Genomic DNA, 13,918 nt, shown 5'->3' with positions numbered 1-13,918 from the left:
TGCCCCAACGGCGACGCGCCGCCCGGGCATTCCGGGCGGCTCGTCGCGGGCGTGTCGGCTGCGGCGCTCGCGGGCGCGCGTCCGGCCGGCGGGGCGTCAGGCGGGGTGCGGTCCGTCGGTCTCCGCGTCGGCCTCGCCGTCGACGCCGTCGCTGCCGGTGGAGACGGCCTGCGTGGCGGCGGGGTCGGCCGGCTCGTCGGCGAGGCCGGCGTCCGCCGTGCGCCGGTCGAGGTCCGCGGCCATGGCCTCGGATCCGCTGTCCCGGTGGTCGTAGGCGACCTGCTCGGCGAGCCCGGCCCGCTTCTCCTCGGCGGTCGCGTCGCCGGCGCCGTCCATGATGGGCTGGTCCTGCTCGTGGGTGCTCATGATCCGACCGTACGCTGTCGCGGGCGCCTCGCGGATCCGCGCGCCGCTTGTCGGCTGCCCGCGCACCTGCCACGCTCCAGGGACACCACCAGGCAGGAGCGGACATGACGGACGACGGCGGACTCTCGAAGGACGAGCGCGAGGCGGTGAAGCAGCGCGCCCGGGAGCTGCGCGAGGAGGCGAAGCGGCAGAAGTCGGCCGACAAGCAGGCCGCGGCGCTCCAGGGCGTGCTCGACGCGCATGCGGCGATGCCCGACGACGAGCGGGCGATCGCGGAGTGGCTGCACGCCCTCGTGCTCGAGCACGCGCCGGACCTCTCCCCAAGACCTGGTACGGCTTCCCGGCCTACGCGGACGTCGACGGCAAGCCCGTCGTGTTCTTCCAGCCCGGGTCGAAGTTCGGGACGCGCTACTCCACGCTCGGCTTCCAGGACCCGGCGCGGCTCGACGAGGGGACCATGTGGCCCACGTCGTACGCGCTCACGGCCGTCGATCCCGCGAACGCGGAGCGCGTGGCGGAGCTGCTGCGGCGGGCCGTCGCCGGCTGATCGTCCCGACTCCGGGCGGGCACCGCGCCCGCCCTGGACGATGCGGGACCGGACGCGGCAGGACCGCCGGCGTCGTCAGCGCCCGTCGACGATCGACATGAAGCCCGCGAAGGCGAACACGGCGGGCACGAAGAGCAGCAGGAAGCGGAAGGCCACCCAGGCGGCCCAGCCGAGGCAGCCGAGCGTCCCCGTCCGGGCGTCGCGCACGTCGAGCCGGCGGCCGTCCTCGGCGATGCGCGGGAGACGGGGATCCGGCGGCTGCTCGTCGCGGTCCTCGCGCAGCGGCGCGGGCGGACCGCCGCCGCCGAGCGGCGCCCGGTCGTCCCGGTAGCGGCGCGCCCGGCTGACGAGGCGCGCGCCCGCGCCGTCGATGATCCGGCCCGCCTCCTCCCACGGCTCGGGCCGGGAGTGGTCCGCCGGGTCGCGGCGGAAGAACACCACGCGCCGGTCGATGACCTCCACGTTGAAGTCGCGGGCGTCGTCGACGAGCGCGGCCATGACGTCGGGGGTGAGCAGGTAGAGCGCGTCGCGCTCGTACTCGCCGGGCGCGTACAGCCGGAAGTGCCGGTCGAAGTCGCCCTCCAGGGAGAGCCGCTGGTCGCGCCGGACGCTGGCCGGCAGGTCGCTGCCGCGCCGGTCGTTCGCCGTCGCGTCGAGCACCAGGTGCGGGAGCGGCACGGGCAGGGCGAGGGCCACGTAGGTCCACCCGCCGTGCGTGGCGCCCCGGCGGCGGACGACGCCGAACTCGGCTCCGGTCGTGCGGAAGCGCGGGGTCGCGCTGACGCCCGTCACCCCGCCCGTGATGAGCGAGCGGAAGGGGGCGCCCTCCACGGGATCCGGCTCGAACCCGTTGGCGAGCGCGGTGAGGTGCTGCCGCCACTCTCGGCCGCGGGACCGCGGCGACGGGGGCTGCGCCGCCCAGCGGTGCAGGAGGCGCGATCCGAGGAACCACGCGCCCAGGACGACGGCCGCGGCGGACAGGCCCGCGATGGTCGACGGGGTGACGGTGCCGTCGCCCCGACCGTCGGTCACGACACCCCAGGTCATGAGGACGAGACACAGGGCCCAGAGCAGGAGGGAGTCGCTGACGTGCGCCAGCACCTTGCGCCGCGACGGCATCCACCGCGGCCGGGCCCCGGTCCGCACGGCGCGCATCGCCCGGGCGACCTCGTCGTCCGGCGCGCTCAGCCAGTGCACGTCCATCGGCGCCCCCTCGCGCTCCAGGCTAGGTGCCCGGCCGACGGTCGCGCACCATGCGGCGGCCGGCACGCGCCGTGCGGCGGGCGGGCGTCAGCAGCGCCGGGCGGCGCGGAGGCAGGCCCGCGCCCGCGGCCACCCCGAGCGCCAGCACGACGGCCGCGAAGGCCGTGAGCACCGCGACCGGGGCCACCCGGGCGAGCGCGACGCCGGCGACGAGCGCGGGCACGGCCATCCCCGCGTAGGCGACGAGGAACACCGCGGCCAGGACCTCGCCGCGCCGCGCCGGCTCCACGAGCGCGCCCGCGGTCGCGAGGGCGTTGCGGAACGACAGCCCGACGCCCGCCGCCGCGAGCACGCCGCCGGCGACGAAGAGCGCCAGGGACGCGAGGATGCCGCCCGCGGCCAGCAGCACGAGGCCCGCGGGCAGGAGGACCAGCGACACCGCGACCTGACGCCGTCCGTCGAGGCGCGCCGCGACGAGCGGGGACACGGCGGCCGCGGCGAAGACCGCGAAGGACACGGACCCGGACAGGAGCCGGCCGGTCTGCCCGAGCGTCGTCGCGAGGAACGTCGGCGCGAGGGAGGTGAAGAGCCCGAAGACCGCGAACCCGGCGAACGCGGCCGCCGCGGCCGCGGCGAACGCCCCGCGCGAGGCCGCGGGGATCGCCACGCGCTGCGGCCGGTACGGGCGCCGGAGCGCGGGTGCCCGCACCGTCTCGGGCACGAGCGCCACGGCCCCCAGTGCCAGGAGCAGCAGGACGAGGAACACGGCGTGCGGCACGACGAGCGGCGCGGGAAGCAGCTCCGCGGCGAGCCCGCCCGCGAGCGGCCCGAGCGCGAGCCCGCCGATGTTCGCGACGCCGGACACGGCGGCGGCGCGCTGCGGGGACCCCTCCGGCCGGGCCGCCGCGTGCAGCTCGCCGAGGTGCGCCGTGGCCGTGGCGGTCAGCATCCCGACCCCGACGCCGCTGACGAGGCGCGCGACGATCAGCCCCGGCACCTCCGGGAACAGCAGGAACAGCGCGGCGGAGACGACCTCGACGCCGATCGCCAGGAGCGAGAGGCGCCGACGCCCGACCTGGTCGCTGAGGTGGCCCACCAGGAAGAGGCTCGCGACCACCCCCACCGCGTAGGCGGCGAAGACGACGGTGAGCACCCAGGTCGGGAAGCCGTCGCGCTGCTGGTAGAGGGCGTAGAGCGGGGTGGGCACCGTCGCGTAGGCCATGACGACGGTGAAGGCCACGGCCGTGGTCCAGAAGCCCGCGGCGTGCGCGAGACGGTGGCGGGGTCGGGAGGCGACGGCGGCGGGCGGCGTCAGGAGCGCGGTGGTCATGGTCCGAGGGTCCGCCGGTGCGCCCATCGTGTCCAACGGATGATCCTGGCGATGCCCATCGCCATGGACGATGATGATCGCATGGAGACCCGCCAGCTCGAGTTCCTCATCGCCGTGGTCGAGGAGTTGGGCTTCACGCGCGCCGCGCGCCGCCTGCACGCGACGCAGTCCACCGTGTCGGCGTCGGTGCAGGCGCTGGAGCGGTCGCTCGGCACGGTGCTGCTCGACCGCTCCACGTCGCCCGTCTCCCTCACGGCCGCGGGCGAGCGCCTCCTCCCCCTCGCCCGGGCCGCCGTGTCGGCGGCCGACCGGGTCTCGGCGGAGGCGCGCGAGACGGGCGGCGAGCTGCGGGGACGCGTGCGGCTCGGCGTGTTCGCGAGCATCGACCTCATCGGCCTCCCCCGGCTGCTCGGGCGCTTCCACGCCGCGCACCCGGCCGTCGACCTCCAGCTGGTCACCTCGCCCGAGGGGACCCGCGGGCTCGCGGACGACCTCGCCGCGGGCCGCCTCGACATCGCGTTCGTCGGCCTGCCCCCGGGCGACCTGCCCGGCTCCGGCTCGAGACCGTGCGGGAGGTCCCCACCGTGCTGCTCCTGGCGCCCGGGCACCGACTCGCCGACCGTGCCCGGATCCGCGTCCGGGACCTGGTCGACGAGGTGTTCGTCGACACCCCGCCGGGCTTCGGCAACCGCGTGCACGCCGACCGCCTCCTCGCGGCGCACGACGTGGGGCGTCGGGTGGGGATCGAGGTCGCCGACCTCACGGCGGTGCCCGCCTACGTCGAGGCGGGGCTCGGCGTCGCGCTCGTGCCCCTGCTCGCGGACCCGGGGCGCTGCGCGGTGCACCGCGTCCCGGGACTGGACGCCCCGTGGCTCCTGTCGCTGGCGGTCCGGCGCCACGCGGTGCTCGAGCCGGCGGCGCGCGCGCTGCTCTCCGCGCTCCGGGAGGCGCACGCCGCGTCGTGGAAGGAGCGGGAATGATCCCGCGTCCCATGCGTTTGCATGGACATGGCCCGGCCGGGCCGCACGAAGGGGAGCGCACCATGACCGCCACCACCCAGGGACTGCACCACGTCACCGCCATCGGCGGCGATCCCCAGCGGAACGTCGACTTCTACGTCCGTGCGATGGGGCTCCGGCTCGTCAAGCGCACGGTGAACTTCGACAGCCCGGGCAGCTACCACCTGTACTACGGCGACGCCGAGGGACGCCCCCGGCTCGCTCCTCACCTTCTTCCCGTGGAAGGGCGTGCCGGCGGGACGCGTCGGCGCCGGCCAGTCCACGACGACCGCCTTCTCCGTGCCCGCCGGGAGCCTCGGCTGGTGGACGGAGCACCTCCGCGGAATCGGCGTCGAGCCGTCCATCTCGACCGTGTCCTCCGCGGAGGAGCGACTCTCGCTGCGCGACCCCGACGGGCTGCAGATCGATCTCGTCGCCTCCTCCGTCGTCGATCCCCGCGACCCGTGGGACTCCGCCGAGGTGCCGGCCGAGCACGCGATCCGCGGCCAACACTCCTCGGTGCTGACGGTGCGGGACCCCGCGGGCACCGCCGCCGTCCTCACCGACGACCTCGGCCTCCGCCTCGTCGACGAGCGCGACGGCCGCTTCCGCTACGCCGCGGGCGACGGCGGACCGGGCGCGCTGGTGGACGTCGTGGCCGACCCCGCCGCGCAGCCGGGCCTCACCGCCGGCGGCACCGTGCACCACGTCGCCTTCCGCGTGCCGGGCCGCGTCGAGCAGCAGGCCTGGCGCGACGAGCTCGTGGACCGCGGGCACCAGGTCACGCAGATCCTCGACCGGCAGTACTTCACGTCGATCTACTTCCGCGAGCCCGGCGGCGTGCTCTTCGAGATCGCGACCGACACGCCCGGCTTCGACATCGACGAGCCGCTGCTCGAGCTCGGCCGCAGCCTCCGCCTCCCGCCCTGGCTGGAGCCGAGCCGCGCCGACATCGAGGCCGCCGTCCCCCCGCTGCGCCTGCCCGACGAGGAGCCCGAGGCCTCCCCGGCCCGCGGCGACGCCTCGTGAGCGCCCTCCTCGACCGGACGCCGCACGAGTTCGTGCCGGGCGCCGGCGCGGGACCCGTGGTCCTCGGACTCCACGGCACGGGCGCCGACGAGCGTCAGGGCCTCGAGCTCGCGCGGCTCGTCGCCCCCGGGCAGCCCGTGCTCGCGCCCCGCGGGAGCGTCCTCGAGGGATCGGCGACCCGCTGGTTCCGCCGCCACGCCGAGGGCGTCTTCGACGTCGACGACGTGGTGGCGCGCGCGGCGGAGCTCGCCGCGCTGGTCGAGGAGGCCCGGTCGGCCTACGCTCTCCAGGGCCGCGCGATCCTCGCGGTCGGCTTCTCGAACGGGGCGAACATGGCGCTGGCGACCACGCTGCTGCATCCGGCCGCGGTGCCCGCGACGATCGCGTTCTCCGCGCGCTGGCCGCTCGGGGACCGGATGCCGGCGGACGACCTGGCGGGCACGCGGATCACGATGCTGAACGGGGACGCGGACGCCATGGCGCCGCTGGTCGACGTGGAGCGCACGGTCCGGGAGGCGCTCCTGCGCGGATCCGACGCCGTGTCGCACGTGCGGCCCGGCGGCCACGGGCTGGACGCCCGGGACCTCGACGCCGCGCGCGCCCGCATCGCCGCCGGCTGACGCCGCCGCGACCCCCGCCCACCACCGCCCCCCCTACCGGAAGCCGTGCATGCCCGAGATCATCGCCTGGGTCGTCTCCTTCGTCGTCGTGACCGTCGTGGTCTCGGGGGTGGCGGGCCGTGCCGGCTGGTCGGCACCCGTCGCGCTGGTCGCCGTCGGCGCGGCCCTGTCGTTCGTGCCGGGCGTGCCGCAGATCGAGATCGAGCCGGACGCCGTGCTCTACGGGCTCCTGCCGCCGCTGCTGTTCGCCGCGGCGATCCGCACGCCGCTCGCCGACATCCGGGCTAGGCGTGACAGCATCGTCGTCCTGTCGGTGGGCGTCGTGGTGGTGACCCTCCTCGTGTTCGGGCTCACCCTCTGGGCGCTCGTGCCCGCGGTGGGGCTCGCGGCGGCCCTCGCGCTCGGCGCCGTCGTGGCGCCCACCGACGCCGTTGCGGTGTCCGCGGTGGCGGGGCGGGTGCGGCTCCCCCGGCGCGTGATGTCGATCCTCGAGACCGAGAGCCTCCTCAACGACGCGACCGCGCTGGTCGCGCTGAACACGGCCATCGCGGCGATCGTGGGCATCGTGCACCCCGTCGACGTCGCCGGCGGGTTCGTCGTGGCCGTCCTGCTCGGCGTGGGCGTCGGCCTCGGGGTCGCGTTCCTCTTCTCGGCGGTGCGGCGCTACCTGCGCTCGGCCGTCCTCGACACGAGCCTGTCGCTCGCGATCCCCTACGTCGCGTTCATCCCGGCCCAGGAGCTCGGCGGATCCGGCGTGCTGGCGGTGGTCGCGGCGGGCCTGGTGCTCGGCTACCGCGCGCCGCTGATCCAGTCGCCCGAGGCCCGCATCGCGGAGTCGGTGAACTGGCGCACCATCCAGTTCCTGCTCGAGAACGCGGTCTTCCTCCTCATCGGGCTGAGCCTCGCGGGCATAGTGCGCGGGCTCCCCGAGTCGAGCCTCGACGGCTGGCGGATCGCGGGGCTGTCGATCCTCCTGCTGGCGGTGCTGGCCGCGGCCCGCTTCGTCTCCGTCGCGCTCGCGAAGGTGCTGTTCGACCACGGGCCCGCGCGCCTCCGGGCCCGCACCTGGACCTGGCGGACCGTCACCGCCGTCTCCTCCGCCGGCGTCCGCGGCGTGGTCACGCTCGCCGCCGCGTTCCTGCTGCCGGAGGAGACGCCCGAGCGGGAGCTGCTCCAGTTCCTCGCCTTCGTGATGGTGGCGGGCACCCTCGTGGGCGGCCTCGCGCTGCCCGCGATCATCCGCCGCCTCCGCCTCGGCCACTCCGCCGACGACCAGGAGCGCTCCGACCGGGACCGCCTGCTCGACGAGGCGCGCGAGGCCGGCATCCGGGCACGCGACGACGCGATGCGCGAGGAGGGCGCGGCGCCCGACGACGACGCGCTGCCCGAGACGACGAGCGAGCGGCTCGCGCACGATCGCGTGCGGCGCCGCATGATCGACGCGGAGCGCACCGCGGTCCTCGCCGCCCGCCGCGAGGGACGGTACCCGGAGCTCGCCGTGCGCGCCGTGCTGTCGATGATCGACGCCGAGGACGTGGCCCTCGGGCGGCGGGAGGCGGACGAGGCGCGCTGAGGGCCGGCCCGTGGGACCGGGTGCGGTGGGCGTCGCGACCGGGGTGGGGAGGACGCCGTCGGCGAGGATCCCGTCCGACCTCAGGATGGGCACCCCGCGACCGCCCGAGCCCGGAGGATCCATGCCCGCTGCCTACGAGATCGTCGACATCGAGCCGGACGTGTTCCTCGTCCACGGACCGCACGTGAACTGGGTGGTGCTCACCGAGGGGAGCCGACGTCACGCTCGTGGACGCCGGCTACCCGGCCGACGCCCCGGCCGTGATCGCCAGCCTCGCGGAGATCGGCGCCCGCACGGGAGCGGTCGACCTCCGCGCGGTCCTCCTCACGCACGCGCACGGCGACCACATCGGCGGCCTCGGCGAGGTCGTCGCCGCCCGGGCCGACGCGCCCGCGGTGCTGGCCGGACCCGACGAGGTGGGCCACGTGCGGCGCGACTTCCTCCACCAGGTCACGCTCGCGCAGGTCATCGAGCACGCCGACGACCCGCGCGTGATGCGGTGGGCGGACGCCGCCGTGGCCGCGGGCGGCCTCCGCGCCGAGGGCTACCCGGACGTCCGCGCGCACGCGATGGGCGGCCCCCTCGACGTGCCCGGCCGACCCGTGCCGCACGCCACGCCCGGGCACACCCTCGGCCACACGTCGTACGCGATCCCCCGGCTCGGCCTCGTGATCTCGGGCGACGCGCTCGTGACCGGGCACCCGACGAGCGCGGTCGAGGGACCGCAGCAGCTCGCGCGCATGTTCCACCGGGACGCGGCCCGCGCCGACGCCGCCTTCCGCGAGCTCCTCGCGCTGCCGACCGGCACGCGCGTGCTGCCCGGGCACGGGCGCCTCGCGACGCTGGGCGAGCCCGGGGCCTGAGCCGGCCGCGGGCTCCGGGCCGGCCCGGCGCCCCGGCCGCGGAACCGGAACCGCCGGGGCCTCGCATGCGCCGGGCCCCGCGGAGAGGTCGCGGCAACGCGGCGGGTCCCTGCCCGCAACGCGCCGGAAACGACCCCGCGCTAGCGTCGGCGGGACACCGATCGCCCCGGCATGCCGGCCGCATCCGACCGGAGGACCCGTGACCGCAGCGACGACGGACGTGCACGCCGATCACGTCCGCACCGATGACGTCGGTGCGGATCCCGTCCGCGCCGACGACGCGGCGGCCGTGGTCCTCGCCGGGGGACGCGCCCGGCGGCTCGGCGGCATCGACAAGACGGCCCTCTCCCGCGACGGCGTCTCGCTGCTCGACGACGCGGTGCGCGCGGCGGGCGGCTGCGCCCGCGTCGTCGTCGTCGGGACCGGCAACCGACCGGGTGCCCGCACGGACGGCGCATGGCGGCGGGCGGGATCCGTGAGCCGGGTCGACGAGGCACCCGCGCACGGCGGGCCGGCTGCCGCCCTCGCCGCGGGGGTCCGCGCCCTGACGCCGGACGCGCTCCCGGACTGGGTCCTCGTGCTCGCCGCCGATCTCGCGCGCGCGCCCGCGGCGGTGCGCGCGCTCCTGCCGCTGCGGCACGACGCCGGTCTCGCCGACGGCCGGGACGCGATCGTCGCCCGCGATCCCGGCGGGCGGGCCCAGCCGCTCCTCGCCCTGTACCGGGCGGCTCCGCTCGTCGCCGCGCTCGACGCGATCGACCGCGCCACGGGCGTCGACGGCGCCTCGCTCCGCCGGGTGCTCGATGCGCTCGGTGCGGATCGCGTCGCCCATGCCGACCTGCCCGCCCGGCTCTGCGCCGACGTGGACACCCCCGACGACGCGCGCGCCCACCGTCTCCGCCTCCCCGACGACAGGATCCCCGATGCCCGCTGACACCTCCCCCGCCGTGCTCGACGCCTGGGTCGACCGGGTCGCCGCGCTCCTCGAGCTGCCCGCGCAGGAGGTCGAGGTGGCGCTCGTGCTCGACCTCGCCCGTGACGCCGCCCACGGCGTCGCCCGGCCCGCCGCGCCCCTGACGACCTTCCTGCTGGGCCTCGCGGTGGGGCGGGCGGGCGGCACGGCGGCCGACGCGCGGCGGCTGGCGGCGGAGATCACGGCCGAGATCGACCACCTGCGGGACCCGGTCGGTCCCGTCGCCGTGGACGGCGGCGCGGCGGGCGGGGACGACCTCCTCCGCGCCGACGCCGCGCCCGCCGCCCCGGACCAGGACCTGGGCGGCCGGGCATGACGCCGACGCGGACGGAGCCGGCGGACGCGCGGTCGACGCGAGCGGCGGTCGTGCCGTCGACGCCCGCGACGCCCGCGCCGCTGCGGGACGCCGACTGGGACGACGCGCGCGCCGCCGCGCTCCTCCTCGGCGGGCGCACGCGCGCGCGCGGGGCCGCGTCGGCGGAGCTCGTGCCGCTGGGCGACGCCCACGGGCGCACGCTCGCCGCGGACCTCCGCGCGCGCGCCGACCTCCCCGGGGCCGACGCCTCCGCCATGGACGGGTGGGCGGTCGGATCCCCCGGGCCAGGACCGTGGCGCGTCGGCGACCCCGTCCTCGCCGGGCACGCACCGGCCGTCGTCGCCCTCGCGCCGGACGAGGCGCGGCCCATCGCGACGGGCGCCCCCGTGCCGCCCGCGACCGCCGGGATCCTCCGCAGCGAGCACGGCGACGTCGCGTCCGGCGTGCTCCGGGTCAACGCCCTCGCGCCCGGGGGCCGGGCCCGGGCTCGGGCCGAGATCCGGCCGGCGGGCGAGGAGGCGTACCGCGGCGACGTGCTGCTGACCGCCGGCACCCGGCTCACCGCGGTGCGTCTGGGGCTCGCGGCCGCGGCCGGGCACGACCTGCTGCCGGTCCTGGCGGCGGCGCGCGCCGACGTGGTCCACCTAGGCGACGAGGTCGTCGACCGGGGCGTCCCGGTGCCGGGCCGGGTGCGCGACGCCATCGGCCCCGCGCTGCCCGCGCTCCTCGCCGCATGCGGGCTCGGCAGCGGATCCACCCTGCGCGTCCCCGACGACGCCCGCGCCACGCGCGACGCCATCGCGCAGGCCACCGCCCCCCTCGTGGTCACGACCGGCGGCAGCTCCCGCGGCCCCGCCGACCACGTCCGCGCCGCCCTCGACGCCCTCCGCGCGCGGCTCGTCGTCGACGCCGTGCGGATGCGACCCGGGCATCCCGTGATGCTCGCGGAGCTGCCCGACGGACGCGGCGTGCTCTGCCTCCCCGGCAACCCGCTCGCCGCGATCGCCTGCCTCCTGTCGTTCGCGCCGGCCGTCGCCGACGGCCTCGCCGGGCGTCCGCTGCCGGTGCCGGCCCGCGCCGTGGCCGGGGCCGAGCTGCCGGGCGGCGGATCCGGGACCCGGCTGGTCGCGTGCGCCCTCGACGCGGACGGCCGGCTCGTGCCCGTCGGGGCGCAGGGCCCGGGCATGCTGCGCGGCCTAGCGGCCGCGGACGCGCTGGCGGTCGTCCCGTCGGCCGGGGCGCGCGCCGGGGAGCACGTGCGCGTGATCCCGCTGCCCGGCTGACCCCCGGCGGCGGCGGGCCGTCGGGCCCCCGAGCCGCCGACACGCCACCACCGCGGCCGGCGACCGGCGACCGGACGGTCGCCGGCAGGCGCCCTCAGAGCAGCGCCGCCGCCCGCCCGCCCGCGGACGCGAGCACCTCCTGGATGCGGCCCCGGCACGTCCCGCAGCCGGTCCCCGCGCGCGTGCACGCGCCGATCCCCTCGACCGTGGTCGCGCCGTCGGCGGCCGCCTGCGCGATGGTGCCCGCGGTCACGCCGTTGCACCAGCACACGGTCGCGTCGGGCGCGAGCGGGTCTCCCATGAGCAGCGTGCCGGCGTCGGCCGCGTCGAGGCGGAGGAGCACCGACCGGTCGGCCGGCAGCTCGCCGCCGCGCTCGAACAGGAGCGTGAGCTCGGCGCCCGCGCGCGGCATCCCGACCGCGACGAACCCGACGAGGACCCCGTCGCGCGTCACCGTCTTCACGTACGCGCCGCGAGCGGGGTCCGTCCACACGGCCACCTCGCGGGGCGCGGGGCCGGGATCGGCCGCGGCCCCCGCCGCGCCCGCGCCCGTGCCCGTGGCGTCGGCCGCGTAGTCCGCGGTATGCGCACGACCGGGGCGGCGGCGACGCCTCGGCGGGTCGTCCCACGGCTCGGCGGTCACGTCCCCGCCCGCGACGACGTCCACGCCCTCCGCCTTGAGCATCACGACGGGCGGGCGCCCGGAGTCGGCGGCGGCGGCCGTGCGCCCGCTCCCGGCCGCCGCGCGCCCGCCCGGAGCCGACGCCTCCGCCGCGAGGAGCGCCGCGAGGGCGTCCGCCTGGCGCCAGCCGGGACCGATGAGGCCCGACGGGCCGCCGGGCACCTGGCCGTCGGGCCGGGCGGATCCGGGCACGGCGACGTGGGCGCAGTCGCCGATGGCGAAGACGTCCGGATCCGTCCAGCTCCGGAGGTCGCCGTCCACGAGCACCCCGCGGCCGACCGCGAGGCCCGCCGCGGAGGCGAGCTCGTCGCGGGCCGTGACGCCGCAGGACAGCACGAGGAGGTCGCCGTCGATGCGGCCGCCGTCGGCGAGGAGCAGCGCCTGGAACCGCTCGTCGCCGGTGCCGCGGTCGTGCAGCAGGACGCCCTCGGCGCGGGCGTGCGCCGCCATGGCGACGCCGGCCGCGTCGGCCGCGTGGCTGAGGGTGCGCCCGCCGCCCCGGTCGAGGTTCCGGGCCATCGGCACGTCCCCGTGGTGCACGGCGACGACGTCGGCGCCCCGCTCGGCGGCGGCGAGCGCGAGCTCCATGCCGAGGACGCCCGCGCCGAGCACGATGACGCGGCGCCCGGCGCGGACGGCCTGGCGCACCGTCCGCGCGTCGCGCAGGTCCCGCAGCGCGACGACCCCGGTCGGCAGGGGCCGGCGTCCGTGGTCGAGGGCGTCCGGGTGCCCGGGGACGTCGCCGCGGGCATGCCGGGATGCCTCGAGCCCGTCCATCGGCGGAACGTGCGCGCGGGCGCCCGTGGCGAGCACCAGCCGGTCGTAGGCGACCTCGCCCCCCGAGTGCAGGGCCGCCGTGCGGCGCGCGCGGTCGATCGCGACCACGGCGTCGCCCCGGATCACGCGGACGCCGGCCTCCTCGGCCGCGGCCGTGTCGGCCACCGTCGAGGCGTGCTCGCGGTCGGCGCGCCCACCGCGTGCTCGGCCACGAGCACGCGGTTGCTACGGGTCCTCCTCCTCGGCGCCCACCACGACGACCGCGACGGATCCCGTGCGGACGACCGGGAGGAGCTCCTCGACGAGGCGCGCGGCGACCGGGCCGTGGCCCACCACGAGCACGCGGAGCGGGCCGCGGGAGCCCTCAGCCACGCGCGGGCTCCTTGGAGCGGCGCGAGCGCGCGGACGGTCACGGGCGTGCGCTTGAACTTCGGGCATGGCGGAGACGGGATCCACCGCGGCGGCGGTCAGCAGGTTCGCGCACTCGGACCCCGCGTAGTGGAACGGCAGGAAGACCGTGTCGTGCCGGATGCCGGCCGTCACCTCCGCGACCGCCCGCACCTCGCCGCGCGCGTTCGCGATCGCGACCGGCGCCCCGTGGGCGATCCCGAGCCGGACCGCGGCGGACGGGTGGATCTGCAGCAACGCCACCGGCTGCGCGTCCTGCAGCTCGGGCACCCGCCGGGTCTGCGCCCCCGACTGGTAGTGCTCGAGGAGGCGCCCGGTGATGAGCGTGAGGGCGCCGCCGACGGGTGCCGGGTCCTCCGCGGTCACGTCCCGCGGGGTGACGGCGACGAGCCGCGCCCGGCCGTCGGGGTGCGCGAACCGGTCGGCGAAGAGACGCGGCGTCCCCGTGGATCCGGCCGGGTACGGCCAGAAGCCCTCGACGGCGTCGTCGTCCAGGAGGGCATGGCTGAGGCCGGAGTAGTCGGCGAGGCCGCCCGCGGAGGCGCGCGCGGACTCGTCGAAGACGACGGCAGGGTCGGTGGGCCAGGTGGAGGGCGCGTCGAGCCGGGCCGCGAGGGCGGCCATCACCTCGAGCTCGCTGCGCACCTCGGGCGGCGGGTCGACCGCTCGGCGGCGGCGGATGACGCGGCCCTCGAGCAACATGGTCGTGCCCTCCTCCTCGGCCCACTGAGTGACGGGCAGCACGACGTCGGCGAGCGCGGCGGTCTCGGAGAGCACCAGGTCGCACACCACCAGCAGGTCGCGCGCGAGGGAGCGGCGGACCGCGCCTCACGTCGGGGGCGGAGACGACGACGTTGGATCCGTGCACGAGGAGGCAGCGGATGCCGCCCGGCTCCCCGAGCTCGGCCGAGGAGCTCCACGGCGGGACCCCGGGTCCGGGATGACGCCAG

Annotated in this window: 12 protein-coding genes and 3 pseudogenes; 10 read left to right on the top strand and 5 right to left on the bottom strand. The window is 77.9% G+C overall.

Annotated features, from left to right (window positions below):
• Positions 1–96: 96 nt before the first annotated feature.
• Positions 97–366 (bottom strand): hypothetical protein, encoded by a 270-nt coding sequence (locus ACZ411_RS00075; RefSeq protein WP_094115536.1) that lies wholly within the window; start codon positions 364–366, stop codon positions 97–99.
• 104 nt (positions 367–470) lie between these two features.
• Between ACZ411_RS00075 and ACZ411_RS00070 the strand changes: the two are divergent.
• Positions 471–913, top strand: a pseudogene (locus ACZ411_RS00070) (iron chaperone).
• A 75-nt stretch (positions 914–988) separates the two neighbouring features.
• Here the strand turns inward: ACZ411_RS00070 and ACZ411_RS00065 are convergent.
• Complete coding sequence (locus ACZ411_RS00065) at positions 989–2,116, bottom strand: hypothetical protein (RefSeq protein WP_464167533.1); 1,128 nt, start codon at positions 2,114–2,116, stop codon at positions 989–991.
• A gap of 22 nt (positions 2,117–2,138) precedes the next feature.
• A complete protein-coding gene (locus ACZ411_RS00060) occupies positions 2,139–3,446 on the bottom strand; it encodes an MFS transporter (RefSeq protein WP_464167531.1) in 1,308 nt (435 codons plus the stop codon).
• Between the two features lie 39 nt (positions 3,447–3,485).
• Between ACZ411_RS00060 and ACZ411_RS00055 the strand changes: the two are divergent.
• From ACZ411_RS00055 to ACZ411_RS00015, 9 genes and pseudogenes are all read left to right on the top strand, one after another.
• Positions 3,486–4,426 (top strand): annotated as a pseudogene (locus ACZ411_RS00055) (LysR family transcriptional regulator).
• Positions 4,423–4,569: pseudogene (locus ACZ411_RS00050) on the top strand (hypothetical protein); the annotation flags it as partial. The pseudogenes ACZ411_RS00055 and ACZ411_RS00050, both read left to right, overlap by 4 nt.
• Before the next feature lie 124 nt (positions 4,570–4,693).
• Entirely contained in the window at positions 4,694–5,473 is a 780-nt protein-coding gene (locus ACZ411_RS00045; RefSeq protein WP_464167529.1) for a ring-cleaving dioxygenase, read from the top strand.
• Positions 5,470–6,093, top strand: coding sequence for an alpha/beta hydrolase (locus tag ACZ411_RS00040; protein ID WP_464167616.1), 624 nt, complete (start codon positions 5,470–5,472; stop codon positions 6,091–6,093). The genes ACZ411_RS00045 and ACZ411_RS00040 overlap by 4 nt, the downstream gene beginning before the upstream one ends.
• Positions 6,094–6,142: 49 nt before the next feature.
• Positions 6,143–7,666 (top strand): cation:proton antiporter, encoded by a 1,524-nt coding sequence (locus ACZ411_RS00035; RefSeq protein ID WP_464167527.1) that lies wholly within the window; start codon positions 6,143–6,145, stop codon positions 7,664–7,666.
• A gap of 227 nt (positions 7,667–7,893) precedes the next feature.
• Complete coding sequence (locus ACZ411_RS00030; RefSeq protein ID WP_464167525.1) at positions 7,894–8,529, top strand: MBL fold metallo-hydrolase; 636 nt, start codon at positions 7,894–7,896, stop codon at positions 8,527–8,529.
• A 199-nt stretch (positions 8,530–8,728) separates the two neighbouring features.
• On the top strand, positions 8,729–9,463 hold the full coding sequence (locus tag ACZ411_RS00025; RefSeq protein ID WP_464167523.1) for an NTP transferase domain-containing protein: 735 nt from the start codon (positions 8,729–8,731) through the stop codon (positions 9,461–9,463).
• Positions 9,453–9,818 (top strand): DUF6457 domain-containing protein, encoded by a 366-nt coding sequence (locus ACZ411_RS00020; protein WP_219818380.1) that lies wholly within the window; start codon positions 9,453–9,455, stop codon positions 9,816–9,818. Before ACZ411_RS00025 ends, ACZ411_RS00020 begins: the two co-directional genes overlap by 11 nt.
• Positions 9,815–11,101: a molybdopterin molybdotransferase MoeA gene (locus tag ACZ411_RS00015; RefSeq protein ID WP_464167520.1), complete on the top strand. Its 1,287-nt coding sequence runs from the start codon at positions 9,815–9,817 to the stop codon at positions 11,099–11,101. The genes ACZ411_RS00020 and ACZ411_RS00015 overlap by 4 nt, the downstream gene beginning before the upstream one ends.
• A gap of 94 nt (positions 11,102–11,195) precedes the next feature.
• Here ACZ411_RS00015 and ACZ411_RS00010 read toward each other — a convergent pair whose 3' ends face one another.
• Complete coding sequence (locus ACZ411_RS00010) at positions 11,196–12,725, bottom strand: FAD-dependent oxidoreductase (protein ID WP_464167518.1); 1,530 nt, start codon at positions 12,723–12,725, stop codon at positions 11,196–11,198.
• 60 nt (positions 12,726–12,785) lie between these two features.
• Positions 12,786–13,745, bottom strand: a complete 960-nt coding sequence (locus tag ACZ411_RS00005; RefSeq protein WP_464167516.1) for a molybdopterin oxidoreductase family protein — start codon at positions 13,743–13,745, stop codon at positions 12,786–12,788.
• Between the last annotated feature and the right edge of the window lie 173 nt (positions 13,746–13,918).

Source organism: Clavibacter sp. AC415 (assembly GCF_979252985.1).
Note: the sequence above shows the minus strand (reverse complement) of the source record. Positions and strands in the feature narration are given on the sequence as shown.